This window comes from Pseudomonas sp. Au-Pse12, assembly GCF_021341665.1.
Lineage (GTDB): Bacteria > Pseudomonadota > Gammaproteobacteria > Pseudomonadales > Pseudomonadaceae > Aquipseudomonas.
This window is the reverse complement of the sequence record NZ_JAJTTH010000001.1, coordinates 1-18343: the sequence shown is the minus strand read 5'-3', so window position 1 is coordinate 18343 and position 18343 is coordinate 1. Positions and strand designations below refer to the sequence as shown.

General features: G+C 60.3%; 13 protein-coding genes. 6 read left to right on the top strand and 7 right to left on the bottom strand.

Annotated elements, in window-relative coordinates:
• Nucleotides 1-32: 32 nt before the first annotated feature.
• The 3 genes from LXM55_RS00065 to LXM55_RS00055 all read right to left on the bottom strand — a co-directional run bounded on the left by LXM55_RS00065 (nucleotide 33) and on the right by LXM55_RS00055 (nucleotide 3632).
• On the bottom strand, nucleotides 33-662 hold the full coding sequence (locus LXM55_RS00065) for a response regulator transcription factor (RefSeq protein ID WP_233317448.1): 630 nt from the start codon (nucleotides 660-662) through the stop codon (nucleotides 33-35).
• A 142-nt stretch (nucleotides 663-804) separates the two neighbouring features.
• Complete coding sequence (locus LXM55_RS00060; RefSeq protein ID WP_233317446.1) at nucleotides 805-1821, bottom strand: fimbrial protein; 1017 nt, start codon at nucleotides 1819-1821, stop codon at nucleotides 805-807.
• 338 nt (nucleotides 1822-2159) lie between these two features.
• Nucleotides 2160-3632, bottom strand: coding sequence for an aldehyde dehydrogenase family protein (locus LXM55_RS00055; RefSeq protein WP_233317444.1), 1473 nt, complete (start codon nucleotides 3630-3632; stop codon nucleotides 2160-2162).
• A 133-nt stretch (nucleotides 3633-3765) separates the two neighbouring features.
• On the opposite strand from LXM55_RS00055, the gene LXM55_RS00050 reads away from it, so the two are divergent.
• A complete protein-coding gene (locus tag LXM55_RS00050; protein ID WP_233317442.1) occupies nucleotides 3766-4683 on the top strand; it encodes an AraC family transcriptional regulator in 918 nt (305 codons plus the stop codon).
• Here LXM55_RS00050 and LXM55_RS00045 read toward each other — a convergent pair.
• The 4 genes from LXM55_RS00045 to LXM55_RS00030 all read right to left on the bottom strand — a co-directional run bounded on the left by LXM55_RS00045 (nucleotide 4680) and on the right by LXM55_RS00030 (nucleotide 9069).
• Complete coding sequence (locus tag LXM55_RS00045) at nucleotides 4680-5429, bottom strand: SDR family NAD(P)-dependent oxidoreductase (RefSeq protein ID WP_233317440.1); 750 nt, start codon at nucleotides 5427-5429, stop codon at nucleotides 4680-4682. The genes LXM55_RS00050 and LXM55_RS00045 overlap by 4 nt on opposite strands.
• A gap of 146 nt (nucleotides 5430-5575) precedes the next feature.
• Nucleotides 5576-7405, bottom strand: coding sequence for a GldG family protein (locus tag LXM55_RS00040; protein ID WP_233317438.1), 1830 nt, complete (start codon nucleotides 7403-7405; stop codon nucleotides 5576-5578).
• Between the two features lie 9 nt (nucleotides 7406-7414).
• Nucleotides 7415-8149, bottom strand: coding sequence for an ABC transporter permease subunit (locus LXM55_RS00035; RefSeq protein ID WP_233317436.1), 735 nt, complete (start codon nucleotides 8147-8149; stop codon nucleotides 7415-7417).
• Nucleotides 8146-9069, bottom strand: a complete 924-nt coding sequence (locus tag LXM55_RS00030) for an ABC transporter ATP-binding protein (protein WP_233317435.1) — start codon at nucleotides 9067-9069, stop codon at nucleotides 8146-8148. Before LXM55_RS00030 ends, LXM55_RS00035 begins: the two co-directional genes overlap by 4 nt.
• Nucleotides 9070-9315: 246 nt before the next feature.
• Between LXM55_RS00030 and LXM55_RS00025 the strand changes: the two genes are divergently transcribed.
• The 5 genes from LXM55_RS00025 to LXM55_RS00005 all read left to right on the top strand — a co-directional run.
• Complete coding sequence (locus LXM55_RS00025) at nucleotides 9316-10248, top strand: hypothetical protein (protein WP_233317433.1); 933 nt, start codon at nucleotides 9316-9318, stop codon at nucleotides 10246-10248.
• 286 nt (nucleotides 10249-10534) lie between these two features.
• Complete coding sequence (locus LXM55_RS00020) at nucleotides 10535-10963, top strand: DUF2628 domain-containing protein (RefSeq protein ID WP_233317431.1); 429 nt, start codon at nucleotides 10535-10537, stop codon at nucleotides 10961-10963.
• A gap of 541 nt (nucleotides 10964-11504) precedes the next feature.
• Nucleotides 11505-13703 (top strand): type VI secretion system Vgr family protein, encoded by a 2199-nt coding sequence (locus LXM55_RS00015; RefSeq protein ID WP_233317430.1) that lies wholly within the window; start codon nucleotides 11505-11507, stop codon nucleotides 13701-13703.
• Entirely contained in the window at nucleotides 13703-14812 is a 1110-nt protein-coding gene (locus tag LXM55_RS00010; protein ID WP_233317428.1) for a DUF2169 family type VI secretion system accessory protein, read from the top strand. Before LXM55_RS00015 ends, LXM55_RS00010 begins: the two co-directional genes overlap by 1 nt.
• 2 nt (nucleotides 14813-14814) lie before the next feature.
• A partial coding sequence (locus tag LXM55_RS00005; RefSeq protein WP_233317425.1) for a DUF6531 domain-containing protein occupies nucleotides 14815-18343 on the top strand: 3529 nt, incomplete at its 3' end.

Below are 18343 nucleotides of genomic sequence, written 5' to 3'. Positions count from 1 at the left end.
TTCAACCCTCCGGCCTTTTGCTTCGTGCAAGCTCAAACCAGATCGTTACGCTTGGCAAGCTCCACCATCGCAATCAGGTTTTCCACGCTCAACTTCCGTTGCAAACGCACCTTGTAGGTACTGACCGTCTTGTGGCTGATCATCAGTTGCTGGGCGATATCCTGGTTGCCCAGGCCACGGGCCAGCAGCTTGAGCACGGTGATTTCCCGATCGGACAATTGCGCCAGCTTGAGGCTTTCCTCGGTTGCCGCCTGGGAGTTGTCGCGCAGCATATGAATGGTGTTGGCCGGGAAATAGCTGTAGCCGGCCAGCACCGCCTTCACCGCGCCGGCCAACTCATCCAGGCTGTCGTCCTTGCAGACAAAACCAGCGGCACCCGCCTGCAGCGAGCGCATGGCAAAATTACGCGCATCACCGGAAGTCAGGATCAACACCTTGGTGGAAATGCCGATGGCGGTAAGCCGGGCGATCACCGCCAGGCCATCCATCTTGGGGATGCTCAGGTCGAGGACGATCAGGTCAGGCAGCAACTTGCGGATGATCTCTAGGGCATCCACGCCGTTATCGACTTCCGCCATGATGGTGTGCCCCTCACCTTCGAGCATGACCCGCACGGCCATGCGCATCAGCGGGTGATCGTCGACTATGACTATATTGCCCATTGCTTAGTTGCTCCTGATTTTCCGCACTTACAGCATTGCGCTATTGCGGCATGCCAACACGGTATCTATTTACTGCGATGCCGACTTTAGCAAAAGCCCTTAATTTACGCTCGACAAAGTCAGACTTATTTAGTTTTAAACTTCAGTCATAAGAGAGGGTAACGCTGATGCCCGCACTCACCACCCCAGGCTTGACCGCTCCACCGCTACGAACATAGTTAACACTTAGCTGCCTGGCAAGATCACCACCTTGAACGCCCATATCTCCAAACTTTCCCCTAAAAGTTCCTGGCGCGAATGCAGGCCCAAAGCTTATAGGTACGCCCGCATCTAGAATTTGCAGCCCTACCCCCGAGGCAGCCCCCGATTGGCTGGAAATCTTGAGGATCGAAGAGGTGTTGCCAGGTGAGTTAATGTCGGACATTGAGTAAAGCACCTTATAGGGAAGGTATGAGGTACCGCACCGCACCCTTAGCTGAAAGTTACCCACCACCCTACTCGCCCCCGTCGAAGATAATGATGAAACGGTAGCTTTAGTCAGCTTTACCGCTGCCGGGACACTGAGGCTGCATGAAAGATTATTTACAGAAATGGAACTGGCAGCACTGGACAAAACACTTTTGAAATCCATCAGGTCATGGGATGCGCTAATATCCGTCACATTTTTCCCAGACAGACCAACAACTCCCGAGGGTAGTTTGTTCAGAGCTATATATCGATATCGATATATAGCGGCGCTCCTTGCGGCTCCATCCGCTCCCACGCCCATTACACTAAATACGGTAGTTCTAGAACTCCCAACAACCACAAAACCTCCACCAGGCTCTGCAGCCGCTAAAATCATTCCAACTGCAGGATTAGCAGTCTCGTAGACACCGTAGCTCGCGCCCTCAAAGCTGTAAGTTCTGCTGACTGACCAGAGCGAACCAATAGTATAAAAATACCTAACCCCGCTTCTCGACACGCAATCCAATGCACCATCTATAAACGCCTCATGCCAAGTACTGGATATCATCGCGGGATATACGCTTGCTCCTTGAAACTTCAAGTTAACACTTGGAAGACTTACATTTTTACTCACACATTCGGCATTAGCATTCGACACCCCCCCAGACACTATTACCAAAAACGTCAAACTCCATAAAGCATAGACATTCATAATTTCTCACCCTGCAAAATCAGCTTCCTGCACCCAATAATAAATCCCCAAGCCACTGTCTTATCCAAAGACAGGGAATCGTAGCCGCCAGCCCCTTTCAGCAAGACTGAGCACGACAACTTCCCTGTTATGGATAGTGAGCAGCTGGTCGATATCGAAAAGATTCGGAGATTTATAATCTCGATCCAGAAAAACAAAAATCGCAGGAATCGACATCCAATCACAGACAATCCGCACGCGAATGTAGGATTCGTCCTACACAAACACCAACACCTATCTTCAGCACAAAAAAACCGCTTGCTCCCAAGGAAACAAGCGGTCCGATAACACTTCAGGATCTAGCGCGGAGCAAACCAGGGCGCCGGCACTTCAGCCTGGAGCGTGATGGTCTTGACCTGGGTGTAGGCGTTCAGGGTTTCGCGACAGAACTCGCGGCCGATACCGCTGTTCTTGTAACCACCAAAAGCCGTGCCATCGCTGATGTTGGAGTAGCGGTTGATCCAGACCGAGCCGGCCTCCAGACGGTCGGCGGTGTGCATCGCGTGCTTCAGGTTGCTGGTGTAGATCCCGGCGGCCAGGCCGTACTCAGTGTCGTTGGCCTGGGCGATCATCTCCTCGTAATCGCTCCACTGGATCAGCGACAGCACCGGGCCGAAGATTTCTTCCTGGCAGATGCGCATGCTGTTGCGGGCCAGAAACACCGTGGGCTGGATGAAATAGCCGGCTTCGCAGCCCGCGACCTCGACCCTGGTGCCCCCCACCAGCAGTTCAGCGCCTTCCTCGATACCCGTGGCGATGTATTCCAGGACCTTCTCGCCCTGCCTGGCGGACACCAGGCAACTGACGCGCGCCTCTTCATCCTGGGGCGAGCCGACCCTGACCCGCTGAAAAGACTCGATCAGTTTCTGTTTGAAGGCCTGGAAAATGTCCTTGTGGACAAACAGCCGGGTGCCGGCCAGGCACGACTGGCCATTGTTGTGAATGGCGGCGAAGGTGGCGTTGTCCACCACCGCGTCCAGGTCCTGAATGTCCGGAAAGACGATATTGGCGCTCTTGCCCCCCAGCTCCAGGGTCGCCGGCACCAGTCGCTCGGCCGCCACCCCGGCGACGATCCGGCCCACTTCGGTGCTGCCGGTGAACGACAGTTTGCGCACCTTGGGATGCTTGCTCAGGGCCGCCCCCACCACCTCGCCAAGGCCGGTGACGATATTGACCACCCCGGCGGGGAAGATCCGCGCGATGTGCCGGCCCAGCTCCAGGGTCGACAGGGAAGCGTTTTCATCGGGTTTCAGGACCACGGTGTTGCCTGCCGCCAGGGCCGGCGCCAGCTTGAACGCGGCCATGATGGCCGGTGCGTTCCACGGAATGATCTGCCCGCACACGCCCAGGGGCTCGCGCTTGCCCAGGGCGTAGCCGCCAGCGATCTCCCGGCCCTGATCTTCATGGGCCATGATCACCGCGGCAAAGTAGCGGTAGTGACGCACCGCGGTCTGATAGTCCTTGCGCACCTCACTGATGCAACGCCCGACGTCGTGGGCATCGATGCGCGCCAATCGTTCGCTGTCGGCCTCCACGGCATCGGCCAGGGCATTGATCAGCCGCCCCCGCTCCTGCTGCCCCAGCGCCTTCCAGCCGGCAAAGGCGGCCTGGGCCGCCTCGACCGCACGCCCGACATCGGCCGCGTTGCAGTAATGGATGTGCGCCAGGCACTGGCCGGTGGCCGGATCGAACGCGGGAACCGGGGCATTATCATCATGTTCAAATACGCCGTTAATCAACGGGCCATAAAACGGTGCAAATACGACAGTCATATCAATGCCTCTGCAAGTTACAGATTGGACAAAAAATTGCCGGCAATAGTGGCGATATATTTATATATCCCGCACAGCAATCTCGATGTTAGAGTCCTCTTCTTACTTCTCGAAACTCAATAAAGGCCGAGTCATGGACCCGCTTTCAGGTGTTCTTTCCTTATTGCGCATTCGCAACTATCACTCTGCAACTTTAAAGTTGGCGGGCGACTGGGCGTTCAGTTTTCCCGAAAATGCCGGGATCAAGTTCACCACCGTGGTCCAGGGTGGATGCTGGTTGTTAGTTGCAGGCGAACAACAGCCTCAGCGCTTGCAACAAGGCGACTGCTTCCTGATGACCCGGGGCGTTCCCTTTGCCCTTTACAGCGACATGAGCCAGGTGCCGGTCGATGCCGGGCCGTTCTTCCAGCGCCTGGCCGAAGATGAAATACGCCTCGACCATGGCGGCCAGGAAACCCAGCTGGTGGGGGGGCGCTTCGAGTTCACCGGGGTCCCGGCCCAGGTCCTGCTCAGCACCCTGCCCTCGCTGGTCCACCTGACCGGCATTTCCGCCCAGGCCTCCATCCTGCGCTGGGCCCTGGAGCGCTTTACCTCGGAGCTGCATCAGCACCGTCCAGGGCGCTCGCTGATGACCGAGCACCTGGCTCACATCATGCTCGTCGAGGTGCTGCGGGCTCACCTGGACACCTTCGACGGCGAAGGCAGCGGGTGGTTTGCCGGCCTTGCCGACCGCCATCTGAGTGCCGCCATCAGCGCCCTGCATAACGACCCGGCGCGGCGCTGGAGCGTGGAGGAACTGGCGCGCCTGGCCAACCTGTCGCGCTCGGCGTTTGCCCAGCGCTTCAAGCACATCGTCGGCGTCGCCCCCATGGAGTACCTGACCCGCTGGCGCATGCTCCTGGCCAGCGACCGCTTGCGTAACTCCGCCGACAGCATCTCCAGCATCGCCTTCTCTCTCGGCTACGAATCGGAAAGCGCCTTCAGCACCGCGTTCAAGCGGGTGATGAACGAAGCGCCGCGGCACTATCAGCGCGCGCAGCAGGGCCTCTAGCGCAGGCCGCCGCCAATGATCAGGGTTTCGCCGGTGATCCAGCCGGCCGCGTCCGAGGCCAGGAAAGCCACCGCCGGCGCAATGTCCTGGGGCACGCCAATCCGACCCAGGGGCGTGATGGATTCGATCTTGCGGCGGAACTCGTCGGCGAAGAAACCGCTGGCGTGCACCCCTTCGGTCTCGACCAGCCCCGGGTTGACCGAGTTGACCCGAATGTTTCGCGGCCCCAGTTCATTGGCCAGGGTTCGGGTCACGGCATCCACCGCCCCTTTGGAAGCGGTGTAGACCGTGGAGTCGGCCGGGGTGAACGAGGTGACGCTGGAGCTGATGTTGACGATGCTGCCCCCGGCCGGATTGAAGTACTCGAGTGCGGCCTGGGAACAGAGAATCAGGCCCAGGACGTTCAGGTCGAAGTGCCGGTGAAAGGCTTCTTCGGTGACGTCGGCCAGCGCCCCGGTGGAATAGACCCCGGCATTGTTGACCAGGATATCGAGGTGGCCATGCAGGTGGCCGATGGTCTTGAACAGTGCCTTGACCTCAAGGCTTTTCGAGACATCGGCCTGGATCGCAAAGGCCCTGCCGCCCTGCTCGACGATCTGCGTCACCAGCCTGTCGGCATCGGCCTGGCTGCGGGTGTAGTTGACGATCACCGTGGCCCCCTGCGCTGCCAGTTGCCGGGCGATTGCGGCACCGATGCCCTTGGAGGAACCGGTCACCAGGGCGATTTTCTTTTCCAATGTTTTCATGCTTGAACCTTTCCCGTCGTTGCTCAGTCAGCCCAGCGCCGGCCGGCGTTGAGCGATGACAGCAGCTTAAGCTCGGGCCCGGGGAGCGTTAATGGCTGAAAAGCCAGGAAACATGCGCCAGCGTCCAGCACAGGCCTCGGGGGCTTTCAACGCCGACGCCACCAGCGGACACCCCACAGACACAAGCCGAACAGGCTCAACAGGGCCGGTATCAAGGCGATGTTGGCGAGCTTGAGCTGCAGGCCGAGCCGATCCACCTGCACGGTCATGTCCCGCGCCACCCTGCGCATCTCGGTAACGATGGCCTGCCTTTCCTCGGCAAAGGCAGCTTCCCGGGCCTGGCGCTCGGGCGTGCCAGCGTCAGCTTGAGTGGCATCGTCCTGGAGCACCGCCAGTTGCCGTTCGGTCTCCTCCAGCCTTTTCTCCAGGGCGCCCTGCATCTGCACCACGCTGGCCTGGGCCTGGCGCTGCATCTGTTCGACCCGGGTGAAGCTGCGGTGGTAGTTGCCCCTTGAACGCAACCCGATCAGGGCTTCGGAGCCCGCCAGGCTGTCCAGCGCATTGAGGACAAAGGCCCCGTTGTCGGCCCAGGCCACCGCCTGCTGCTGGCCGTAATGCTCCTGACGCTCCATCCACAGGCTGTCCCTGAGCAGATCAGTGTCGGCGACGACGATCAGGTTGATGCTGTCCGCGGCGACCAGCCCCCCTTCCTCGGCCCCTGCCCGCTCCGGAAACGCCGAGCGGGCCGGCCCTTGCAGGCGCGCGGCCAGGGTCAGGCGCTGACCGGAGGCTTTCATCTCCCGGGCCAGTTGCTTTGGGTCCGGTAAGTGATCGAAGCGCGCGGTCTTGAACAGTGTCGAGCTCTCGGAGCTGTGCAACAGCGGGTTGAAACTCATGCGGCTGCCTTTCAGGGGCTCCAGGACCCCGGCGGTGCTCAGGTTGATGCGGTGCAGGCCGGCGGTGCTGACTTCATGCTGGTTGATAGCCGCTGTCGGCAAGCTCAGGGCGGTAGGCTGCCACACCGCGTCTGCCTGCGGCCCGAGATTGACGAACTGCCCGTAGTCGCCATCGCCCAGGGTCGAGCCGGCGTTCAGGTGCACGCCCCAGGCCTGGAGCAACGGCGCCAGGTCAGAAGACTTGTCCTTGCTGGGAATGCCGAAGTACTGATCCCCCGGGTCGGCCTCGCTGTAGGGGTCGACAAATACCAGCAGCCGACCGCCACGCAGCACGAACTGATCGATGGCGTACAAGGTCTCCTGGGACAGGCGCCGGGGGTGGACCAGCAACAAGAGCTTGAGGTCCTCGGGAATCTTCTGCAGTTCGAGGTCCAGCTCACGCACGTCGAAGGCTTGGCGAATGTCCTCGAACACGGCCCAGGTTGGCCGCCGGTTGCCGCTCTGGGGATCGAAGCCGCCGCTCAGCGGCAGCCTCGACAGCAGCCCCAGCGCTGGGCGCTGAGGGCTGCTCAAGGCGTGCAGCAGCCGGCTGATCTGGTACTCCAGCAAGGACTGCTGGTCCTGCGCGAAGAAGGCAATGCTCTGCTGGTGGTGCTGCGCGTCCACCGCCGCCAGGCCGAAATACACCGGCAACGCCCCCTCCCCTGGCGACCAGGCCTGCAAGCCATAGGCCTGGGCCTGCGCCTCTTCGGCGGAAAAGGCCCCAGGGTCGATGATATGTAGCCTGATGCGGCCGTTGCCCAGGCGTTCGTACTCCCGGAGCAGGGTCTCGACCCGCTGCGCGTAACTGCGCAGGTCCGGCAGGTCCCTGGCGGCCTGGCTGGAGTAAAACCAGTACAGGTCCACGGGCTCCGGCAGTGCCTGAAGCAACCTGCGGGTGCCGTCGCTGACGCTGTAAAGCTGCTGTTCGGTGAGGTCCAGGCGCAACGCGGAGAGTCGCGCGCCAATCGAAGGTTGGCCCACCAGCAGGATCGAGGACAGCGCCAGCAAGCAGGTGCAGATCGACAAGGTTCGCGACATGACCATGACTCAATGAGCCTTGCGCATATCGACGACCAATGCGGTAGCGGCCAGCCAGGCGACAATCTGGGCAACAAAGTACAGCAGGTTGCGCGGGTCAAGCACGCCCTGGCTGATGGCGTCGAACTGCACCAGGAAGCTCATGGCAGCGACCCTGTCCAGCCACTCGGCCGGCGCCCAGGGCTTGAACATGTCGAGTACCGCGGCGGAGCCTGCGGCGATGCCCAGCAAGCAGACCGCGGCCGCGAGAACAAAGGCGATCACCTGATTCCGGGTCAGTGCCGACATGCAACTGGTGATCGCCAGGCAGGTACCCGCCAACAGCCAGCTCCCCAGGTAAGCGCAGGCAATCACCGCGTTATCCGGATGGCCCAGGTAGTTGACGCTCAGGACCATGGGAAATGTCAGCAACAGGCTGATGGTGACTATCAACCAGGCCGCGAGAAACTTGCCGAGCACCACCTCCAGGCAGGTCACTGGCAGGGTCAGCAGCAACTCGATGCTGCCGGACTTGCGCTCCTGCGCCCACTGCTGCATCGCCAGCGCCGGCATCAGCACCAGGTAGAGCCAGGGGTGGCAACTGAAAAATGGCGCGAGATCGGCCTGATTGCGCTCATAGAAACTGCCGGGATAAAAGCCACAGATCGCCGACAGCACCAGGAAGGTGGTCATCAACACGTAGGCCGTAGGGGTTTCGAAATAACTGAAGAACTCACGCTTGGCAATCGCAGGCAGCAACCTCATGCTCGCGCCTCCCGGGTCAGCGTGCGGAACACTTCGTCCAAGTGCCCACGCTCCACTTCCTGGTGCCTGACGTCCCAGCCCGAGCGGCTGATCAACCCATTGATCGCCGGGAAAATCACCTCCCCGGCGCGGGCCAGCACCTTCACGCTGTTGGGCTGCGCCCCCGCCTCGATGCCTGCGACCCCTGGCAACACCGCCAGCGACAAGAGATCCAAAGGGTGCGAGGCAAACAGGGTCACGGCCTGGTGATAACGGCAGCGCGCCTGCAATTGCTCGAGGCTGCTATCGGCCAGTATCTGCCCCTTGTCGAGCACCAGCACCCGCGTGCACAGCGCCTCGACCTCTTCGAGGATATGGGTGGAGAGGATCACGATCCGCTCAGCGGCCAACCCTTTGATCAGCTCACGGACGTGACGCTTCTGGTTGGGGTCCAGGCCATCGGTGGGCTCATCGAGGATCAGCACCTGGGGATCGTGCAGCAGTGTCTGGGCCAGAGCGACCCGCCGGCGATGGCCCTTGGAAAGGTCCTCAATGGGATAGTGGCCCATGTCCTCCAGCCCGAAACGCTCCATCATGCTGGCCACGCGATGCCGCTTCTGCGCTCCACGATAACCGCGCATCTCAGCGATAAACGTCAGGAAGCCACGGGCGCTCATGTCGCTGTAGCAGGGGCTCTGTTCAGGTAAGTAACCGATCAGTCGCTGAGCCTTGCGTGTGTGCCGAATCACATCCACGCCATACAGGCTGAGGGTACCGGACGTCGGCCTGACAAAACCGGCGAGCATTCTCATGAAGGTGGACTTGCCGGCACCGTTGGGCCCCAGCACCCCGAGCACGTCTCCCGGGGCAATGGTGCAGGACAGGTTATTGACGGCAATCTTCTTCGAGAACGACTTGGTCAGTCTTGTTAGTTCAATCATGGTTTCCGATTCGCAGGGTAACGTGAGGCGTCTGGTGGCATTGACTGGAGGTATGGGTCGCGAAAAAACATAACTCGATCACTGCCGCTATAAAACCGCAGTATCAAGTCGCCAGACATTGCCTTGGACCCTGTTGTCTTATCCGCAGCGAAGCAAGAAACGCCCTACAAAACTCGCACTGTCCCCCCGGTATTCTCGACCACTGAAATACGCCTCTCTATCAGCAACATGAGCCTGGACAGGAATATGAACTTTCGAACCATCAGCGTGCAAAACCTCAGCGGAGACCTGCTCAACGCCGCATTGGTCTGTAGTTTTTCAGTCAAGACAATCAACCGCGAGTTTGTTGTTTATAGCCTCAATGAAAAACTCGACAACAACCTGATACAGATTTATGTCAGTTCGATCATCAACGAAAAGAACTCATGGCGACTGATCGGCGCCACACCGAGCGAGTTCAAAGTCGCGGCCAATACATTGAAGAGTATTATTCGTGACGCCTCATCCGTCCCGCCCCTACAGACTGACGATGACTATCACTTGCTTGATCTGACAGGAACACAGATCGAGCCCGACTATTCTCATAGCCACCACAGTTTGAAGATTAATGATGAGTTGTTGCTGAAGTTACTTCAGTTCCGTCCAGAACTGAGCGCACCCATCAGCCTCGCTGCAGCCTGTGAGCCGCCATCGCCCAAACGGCCTCTGCAAGTGACACTGCAGTGCGACGACTACTACACCCTGTCGAACTCATTCCACCCTGACGAACAACCCCAGCCACCCTCCTCCATGGAGCTGCTGGGCAGGATCACTGCCCATGCACCTCTGGCCGCCGTCAACGCCCCACCTACAGACGAACGCCCCCTCGCCCGAGAGGCAGCGCCCGCCCAGGAGCCCCAACACGGCGTGGCCAAGCGTATCGAAGATCACCTGCAAGCGTTGATGGCCAACATGCAGGACCATCAAGGCACCTTGCAGGGCAAGCATGATCAGTTGAACAGCATCCACCTCGACCAGGACCGCCGGGAAAAGGTGTTGGTCGAGCGCGCGGCGTCACTGGACCTGCGGGAGGCGGAACTCAACCATGGGCTCGCCTCTCTAGCCAGCGCAGAAGCCAAGCTCGCCGAGGTGATCAAATTGATCAGCGGCGTGGGCGGGAGTCTGGATGGCACTCGGTAACGGGCCGTCTCCGTAAAACGATCAACTGGGTGCCCGCCCTCCCCAGAGGGCTGGATCAGTCACACACTCGCCTCCCCTATCCAGTGCCTCGGACTCTCTAGACACCGTGCAAACTCAGTACGCAGCCTCGCCAATCAACGCAGGCTGAACAAACGGTGCAAGAAATTCACTTGAATCCCCCCCTCAAAAAACCAATATAATCAGCGCGCTAAAAACAAGAAAAAAAGAAGCACAGGAACTAACGGAAGAAAAGGCATTACATTATGGAATATCAGGAAGCGCAAAAATGAACACAAATGAGCAAGTACAAAGCAGCGGTAAATACAGCACCAAGTGGCAGGAGCGCTTCAACTTTTTTGACACTTATGGTTCACCGAGCGATCCACGATACAAGGAGGCAATCAAGACGCTGCCTGGCCTCAAAAAGAAAATGCTCATTAACGCCAACGTGATTGCATTTTTCTTCGGGCCTATTTACCTGTTCGTCTTGGGCCTCTGGAAGAAGAATCTTGCCATGCTGGGTATCATACTTACGATCAATGTCGTGCTAAGTGTGATGTTTGCGATCTTTGGCATGGAATTCCCCAAACCGTTGACTACAGGTCTGAACATCGCTGTCTCCATGAGTTATGCGCTCATGACCAACTACTCGTACTACCTGAAAGAAGTGAAAGGTGAACAAAGCTGGAATCCATTCCAGGGTATGCGTTTCTGATTTAGATACTTGGTCAGCCAAGAGCCCGGTCCTCACCATGAGGATGCGGGCTCGTTTTTCTGAGTTGATCGGAACATTCCTTACTGAACGCGCCAAGGCTCAACAACACCAGCACCAAATTCAATTTCCCCTTCTTTCAACAAAGCGCTGACACACCAACGCCTCAAGTACTTTCGGCGTTTCTACTCACTACGGCACTTGACCCAATAAGTGCAAGCTGCGCAGCGCCAGGACAGCCGCATAGACCGATTGTGATAGGTCTTGGATAGGCACATGCCTCCCCGACCGAGAGCCAATTGCTGCATGCCTTCGATTGTCTTGATGGAGTGCTCAGTCATGGCATTAGGACGTTAGGCGGCGTCAACGCTTAAACACTGCGGCGCTTGATGGATGGCGGATTCGGAAATTACGAAACCTCAAGCCATCTTTCAGATTGGTCCCATATTAACCTCGCTCCCCCCTTTGCTAGGTTACGCGCCACGTTTCGTCCGGGCCAGGTATGGCGCGGATCTGGCCCTCTCTCAAGCTTAAGGATGAGCCTATGTTCGCGCCGGCCGACACTGCGCATTTTGTGCTGTCCATCCCTTCCGTTCGCCACGACTTCAAGGTGCTGGCCTTCAAGGGTCGCGAAGCCATCAGCGAGCTGTATGCCATCCATGTCGACCTGGTCTCGGACAACCCCCATGTCGACCTGGAAAGCCTGCTCAACCAACCTGCATGTTTGCAGTTCGGCCTCAACGGCGAAGGCATTCACGGCCTGATCGACGACATCGAGGTCGGCGACAGCGGCAAGCGCATGACCCGTTACCAGCTGATCCTGCGCCCCCATCTCTACCAGTTGCAGCACCGCCACAACCAGCGCGTCTACCAGAACCTGACGGTGCCGCAGATCATCGCCAAGGTGCTCAAGGAGCACGGCATTCTTGCCGACCAGTACCGCTTCAATATTGCCCCCAAGCCATCAGTGCCCCGTGTGTATTGCGTGCAATACGGCGAAACGGACTTTGAGTTTCTACAACGCCTGTGCTTCGAAGACGGCATTCACTGGCACCACGAACACAGTCTCGACCGGCACCTGCTGGTGTTCTCCGACAACCAGACCGACTACCCGATCCTGGCCACCGCGCGCTATCAGCAAGGCAGCGGCCTGGCCGCCGAAGACCCGGTGGTCAGCCATTTCGCGGTGCGTTTCAGCACCCGCACCAGCCAGGTCGCCCGGCGCGACTACGACCTGAAAAAGCCCGATCCGCGCAGCGCGTCCAGCGGTGCCCAGCTCGACCCGGTGCCCAGTACCCTGCACAGCTCTGTGCGCAGCGAGGCCACTCCGGTGCTGGAGGACTATCGCTACCCGGGCCGCTACAGCACCGGCGCAGTGGGGAAACAACTGAGCCAGATCGCCCTTGAAGGTCACCGTGCCGACTACCAGCTGGCCAAGGGTCAGAGTGACCTGCCGACCTTTCGCTGCGGCCATCTGGTGAGCCTGAGCGAGCACCCGCGCAGCGACTACAACCAGATGTGGCTGCTGGTCAGCGTTGAGCATGAAGGCCGCCAACCGCAGGTGCTGGAAGAGTCGGTCACCAGCGACGACAGCAAAGGCGACGGTTTCACCCAGGGTTACCGCAACCGCTTCAGCGCCATCCCCAGCGAGACCTTCTTCCGGCCCGACGAGCCGGCCCCCAAACCTCGGCTGAGCAGCCAGACCGCGCTGGTGACCGGGCCTGCCGGCGAGGAAATTTGGTGTGACGAATTCTCACGCATAAAAATTCAGTTTCATTGGGACCGCGAAGGCGAACGCAACGACTTCTCCAGTTGCTGGGTGCGGGTGGCCACCAGTTGGGCCGGTGAAGGTTTTGGTCACGTGATCATCCCGAGGATCGGCATGGAAGTGCTGGTCAGTTTTATCGGTGGTGATCCGGAGCAGCCACTGGTGACCGGCTGCGTGCCGAACCAGCACACCCCGGTGCCCTACCCGCTGCCGGCGAACAAGACCCGCAGCGTGTTCAAGACCCGTAGCAGCCTGGGCGGCAATGGTTCCAACGAGTTGCGCATCGAGGATAGAAAGGGCGCCGAAGAGATCTACGTCCACGCGGAAAGAGACCAGAACATCGAAGTCGAACACGACGAAACCCACTGGGTCGGACGTGATCGCACCAAGACCATCGACCGTCACGAGCGTGATCGCATCAAGCGCAACTGGTCGATCAATGTCGACTGCTTCAAGACCGAAACCATCAACCTGGCTTCGCTGCAAAACGTCGGGCTGGCCAAGATGATGAACATCGGCACGGTCTACAGCCAGAACGTCGGCCTGCACATGAACACCCTGGTAGGGATCAACCAGAGTACCCAGGTGGGCCGCAGCCAGAGCACGGTGGTCGGCACCTCTTACAGCCTCAAAGTGGGTGATGGCAGCGTGCAGAGTGAAGCGCCGCCGGAAGGTGAAGAGCCTGCACCGGCCGCCAGCGGGCCGGGATCGAGCATCAAGCTGGACGGTGAAAGCATCACCTTGCAGGTCGGGCGTTCGAAAGTCGTGATCACCGATGCCGGGATCTACTTCGACGGACCGGACATTCACCTGGTGGCGGGCAACACGGTCAACGCCGACGCCCCCTCGGACGTGCACCTCAACAGTGGGACCGCGCAACCGGCGCCGAACCTGCCGGTGGACGCCGAAACCACTCAGCTCAAAGGTCTGGATGTGACCGATGCCATGCCGCTGCTGATCGACGGTAGCTGGTGATGGGCGTCATCCATATCGAAAACCACACCGGCCTGCCGCACCTGCTGTATGAAAAAACCACCCCTGCGGGTGTGCCGATGGACATCCTGGTGATTCGCGGCACCTTTGATTTCGCTCCGGGCCGGGCCATGCCTTTGAGTGAAGAGCAGAGCGAGATCGTCCTGGGGGATCGCTTTGACGGCCCGCTGGCCACCCACCCCTTGCAGGCGGTTATCGCCGAAGAAGGCGATCTGCTGCTGGGCAAACCCGGCACTGATGTGCTGCTGCAAGGCAGCGTGCACAGTTTCGAGGGGCAGTGGCAAACGAGCTGGCCGGTCGAGGTGCACGTCGGACCGGTACGCAAGACCTTACAGGTCTATGGTCCACGCACCGTGAACAAGGGGCTTATGGGGTGGACGCTCGGTGCCCCCGACAAGGTGGAAAAGGTCGCGCTGGATTACCGCTTGGCGTTTGGCGGCAGTTTCTACGACCCCGAGCCGTCACCCGAGCAGGCGCTGATTCCCAGCGTCAGTTACCCCAGCAATACGGCCGGGTGTGGCTGGTTGCCGAGCGCGGCGCAGCTGAGCACCTTGGAGGCTGCGGTACGCCAGCGCATTGAAGCGCAGCTCGCGCAGTTGGACAGCCTGCCCGCCCCACAGATTGAAGACCCAGCACACCCTTACAAAGCACCATCACAGCGTTTGCAGCCCGTGGGGCTGACTGCGCTGGCCCGTTGGTGGCAACCGCGAGTGGGCTTGCAAGGCACGCTGGATGGGCAGTGGCTCGCCGAACGCTACCCGCTGTTGCCGGAAGACTTCGACCCACGCTTTTACCAGAGCGCCCCGGCCGACCAGGTGGTCGCGCCCTACCTGACCGGCGACGAGAACGTGCGGCTCAAGGGCTGCCTGCGCGAAGGCGACTGCACCCTGCAATTGCCGGGTGTTGGCCCCATCGCAGTGTGCGAAAGCGCGGACGCTGAGCCCTACGTCAGCGTACCGGTGCTCGACACCCTGCGCCTTGACCTGGACAAGCGCCAGGCCGTGTTGCTGTGGCGCCTCCCCGTCACGGCAGGTATCAGCCAGATCACGATGGCGCTGGTCGGCACCGCCGCGTTGCCAGGGAAGGCGTGAAGATGACGGACAGATTGACGATCTCCGACAGCGCCGATGATGCGGCAGCGGAAAAACGCTTGATGGATGAGCGCAGGCTCAGTGAGCTGCAGCAGTTGAAAGCTGAGCTGGATGCTCAAAAAGCCGCAGCCACCCAGGCGGTGGCTGCCGAGTCGGCGCCGGTCGATAGGGAAGCGGCCGCAACCGCCAAAGGTGGCAGTAAACGCCACGTTGCCCATGACAGTAGCGAGTGGAAAGCCGTGTGCAGTGCGCCGGACTTCTGCTGGGTCGGACCGGTGGTGGTGGCCTTCGACTCGTTCGCCACACTGGACAAACCCGTACTGGCTTCCAGCGACGTCAAGGCCCGTGGCACCAAGGTCTATCGCCTGGGCGACATCTTCAATCAGGTCCAGGCCGACGCCGGAGCCCATGTGGTCGCCGGCACCTCGCTGGGTGCCGGCAACGTCAAACTGCTGGAGGGCCACAGCAACGTCAAGGTCAATGGACTGCCACTGGCCCGACATGACAGCGCCTGCCTGATCAACTGCAACGCTGCCGGCGTGGGCGGCACCCTGGGCAAGATCGTGACGACAGCCCAGTCGGCCACTCCGGTGGCCTGCGAGTCGAGTGACCTGGCACCTCCCGGAGAGCGGACCAGTGCCCGCCTGCAAGAATTGGAGGCCGAGCGCGAAGCCCTGAAGCAGCAACAGCTCGATATCGATGGCCTGGATAAGTACATCGATTTTGATGGCTGGAATAAAAGCGCCGATGAGGGCATCGCCAGTATCAAGCGAGGGGCGGTACTGGGCGCATTAGGCCAAGTGCCCGGTATGGCAGACGTCGATGCGCAGATGACTCGTGGCCTGGCCGGGTTTGCCAAAGACGCGGTCATGGGGGTTGGCGAACTGGCCTATACCGGGGTCAAGTATCAAGCCAAGGTGCTCCAGGGCTATACCCCGGATGGAATGAAAGGCCATGCACTGGATGCGCAGATCCTCGCGGAGAACATGCGCCTAGGAAATATCACCCCAGGCACCGTCGGTGAAGGGGCCTGGAGCGGTGCCAAAGCTGTGGGATCAGCCTTGGTCAAGCCGGTGACAGAGGCCTGGTCCAAGGGCAACCATATTGAAGCAGTGACGCGGGCCGGGGTGGAGATTGCGACCTTACCGTGGGCGCTGTTCAAGTCGGGCAAAGCAGCAGAGGCCGCCAAGGCAGCCAAGGCCCTGAAGAACGCCAACCGTACTGAAACCGTTACCCACGTGGATGATGGCGTCCATGTCACCCCACAAGGTGCCCGCCACGGCACCGCGGAAGATGTAAAAACCGGAAAAACCTCCGATAGCGGCAAGAACTGCGAAACCAGCAAATGCGGCCTGGAAGGCGAACCGGTGGATGTCGCCACCGGCGACTACCTGCAGACCTGGCCGGTGCTGGAAATCCCCGGCAGCATCCCGCTGAAACTCTCGCGCCTGTATCGCTCGCGTGCAGACTTTCGCGGGCTATTGGGGCGCAAATGGGCCGACGACTGGTCCCAACACCTGGTCCTCGATCGCCAGCGCATTACCTACCACACCGTCGACGGCAGCACCCTGGACTACGACGCCCCGGACGACGAGGTCCAGGCCCACAACCGGCGTAACGGGCGCTACCTGCTCAGCGGTCAACGCTCGGGCACCTTGCGCCTGTATGACCGCACGACCCAGCAAACCCTGAGCTTTGCTCACAGCCCAAGCCCCACTCGCCCCCTGACGGCGATCGAAGATGGCAACGGCAACCGCATCCGCTTTATCTACGGCCCACAGCAGCGGCTGCAGCGCATCGAACATAGCGACGGCTATCAGCTGCACATTGAACTCGGCAGCACCGGCCTGCTGACAGGCGTCACCCTGCATGACGGCGAGCAGAGCCCACGTCGATTGCTGAGTTGTCGTTATGAACAACACAGCATGCTGACCGACTGTGCCAGCCATCAGTTCGGCACCCTGTATCACGCTTACAACAACGCCGGCCACATGACTCAGTGGCGCGACACCGACAAGACCCATTTCCACATTACCTACGACGCCAAAGGGCGGGTCATTCGCACCCATGCCGACAGCGGTCATTACGCCGACCGCTTCGAGTACCACGATGCCAATCGCTGCACCGACTACCATGACGCCGAAGGCGCAAGCAGCCGTTTCTACTACAACGCCGACTTCCTGGTGGTGCGCGAGATCGACGCACTGGGCCATGAATGGCTCACCGAGTGGGACGAATACACCAACAAGGTCGCCACTACGGACCCTCTGGGCCGCACCACCACCTACCGCTACAGCGACTTCGGCGAACTGCTGACCCAGATCAATCCGGACGGCACCCGGCACACCTTCGACTACAACGCCCAGGGTCTCCTCTCCCGATACCTCGCCGCCGACGGTGCTTCCTGGCAGATGGAATACGACGCCCAGGGCAACCTCAGCAGCGTCAAAGATCCCGATGGACGAACCACCGCCTACCAGCGCGGAACCCACGGCGAGCTGCTGAGCCAGACCTGGCCAGAGGGCACCCAGACCCTCTACCGCTACGACGCCAAACAACGCCTGAGCGAAATCCAGCAACCAGACGGCCAGATCAGCCGGGTAAAACTGGACACCCTGGGCCGCCTTCTCCAGCAGCAAAACGCGCTGGGCCATGTCACTCAGTACGCCTACCAAAACCAGCACGCCCACCCTCGCGGCTCCCTGAGCAGCGTGACCCTGGCCGACGGCACCCAACAACACTGGACTTACGACAGCGAACACCGACTGGCCAGCTTCGTCGACGGCGAAGGTCATCGCACCCGCTACGGCTACGGCGCCTTCGACCTGCTGGAAAGACTCACCTACCCCGGCGGGCAAAACCTGACCCTGGGCTACGACAAACTCACCCGCTTGACCCGCCTAACCAATGGCGTCGGCGATGTGTATCAATACACCTACGACAAGGCCGGACGCCTGGTCGCCGAGCGCGACTTCGCCGGCACCCTCACCCGCTATCGCTACAACGCCGTCGGCTGGCTCACGGAAAAACACTGCGCCGACGGCGCACGCGTGGCCTACCACTACGACACCGCCAGCGCGCGCCTGCTGACCATTACTCACTACCAAGCCAATGGCGAACGGCGCGAACAGACCGAGTTCAGCTACAACGACGTCGGGCACCTGATCAGCGTCAGCAGCCCGGGCGCCTACATCGAGTATCAGCGCGACGCCGTGGGCCGCCTGATCAACGAACGCATAAATGGCCGCCTGATCGAACACCAGTACGACCCCGCCAGCGGCCTGCCCATCGGCCAACAGGCCGGCGCCATCGCCGAACACGCCAACGCCCAGGAAGCCTTCGCCGCCTTGCCTCAGGTGCAATGGCAACACGACCGTAATGGCGGCCTGGCACAACTGCTGATCGCCGGTCATGCACCGCTGCAGATCAGCCGCGACGCCCTGGGCCGGGACATCCAGCGCAGCAGCACAGCCGGATTCAACCTGCAACAGCACTACAACCGCCTCAGCCTGCTGACCGAACAACAGGCCG

What these genes read in the sequence shown, in the direction of transcription:
- LXM55_RS00065 (WP_233317448.1), bottom strand. Translation starts at nt 662, where the DNA reads ATGGGCAATATAGTCATAGTCGACGATCACCCGCTGATGCGCATGGCC.
- LXM55_RS00060 (WP_233317446.1), bottom strand. Translation starts at nt 1,821, where the DNA reads ATGAATGTCTATGCTTTATGGAGTTTGACGTTTTTGGTAATAGTGTCT.
- LXM55_RS00055 (WP_233317444.1), bottom strand. Translation starts at nt 3,632, where the DNA reads ATGACTGTCGTATTTGCACCGTTTTATGGCCCGTTGATTAACGGCGTA.
- LXM55_RS00050 (WP_233317442.1), top strand. Translation starts at nt 3,766, where the DNA reads ATGGACCCGCTTTCAGGTGTTCTTTCCTTATTGCGCATTCGCAACTAT.
- LXM55_RS00045 (WP_233317440.1), bottom strand. Translation starts at nt 5,429, where the DNA reads ATGAAAACATTGGAAAAGAAAATCGCCCTGGTGACCGGTTCCTCCAAG.
- LXM55_RS00040 (WP_233317438.1), bottom strand. Translation starts at nt 7,405, where the DNA reads ATGTCGCGAACCTTGTCGATCTGCACCTGCTTGCTGGCGCTGTCCTCG.
- LXM55_RS00035 (WP_233317436.1), bottom strand. Translation starts at nt 8,149, where the DNA reads ATGAGGTTGCTGCCTGCGATTGCCAAGCGTGAGTTCTTCAGTTATTTC.
- LXM55_RS00030 (WP_233317435.1), bottom strand. Translation starts at nt 9,069, where the DNA reads ATGATTGAACTAACAAGACTGACCAAGTCGTTCTCGAAGAAGATTGCC.
- LXM55_RS00025 (WP_233317433.1), top strand. Translation starts at nt 9,316, where the DNA reads ATGAACTTTCGAACCATCAGCGTGCAAAACCTCAGCGGAGACCTGCTC.
- LXM55_RS00020 (WP_233317431.1), top strand. Translation starts at nt 10,535, where the DNA reads ATGAACACAAATGAGCAAGTACAAAGCAGCGGTAAATACAGCACCAAG.
- LXM55_RS00015 (WP_233317430.1), top strand. Translation starts at nt 11,505, where the DNA reads ATGTTCGCGCCGGCCGACACTGCGCATTTTGTGCTGTCCATCCCTTCC.
- LXM55_RS00010 (WP_233317428.1), top strand. Translation starts at nt 13,703, where the DNA reads ATGGGCGTCATCCATATCGAAAACCACACCGGCCTGCCGCACCTGCTG.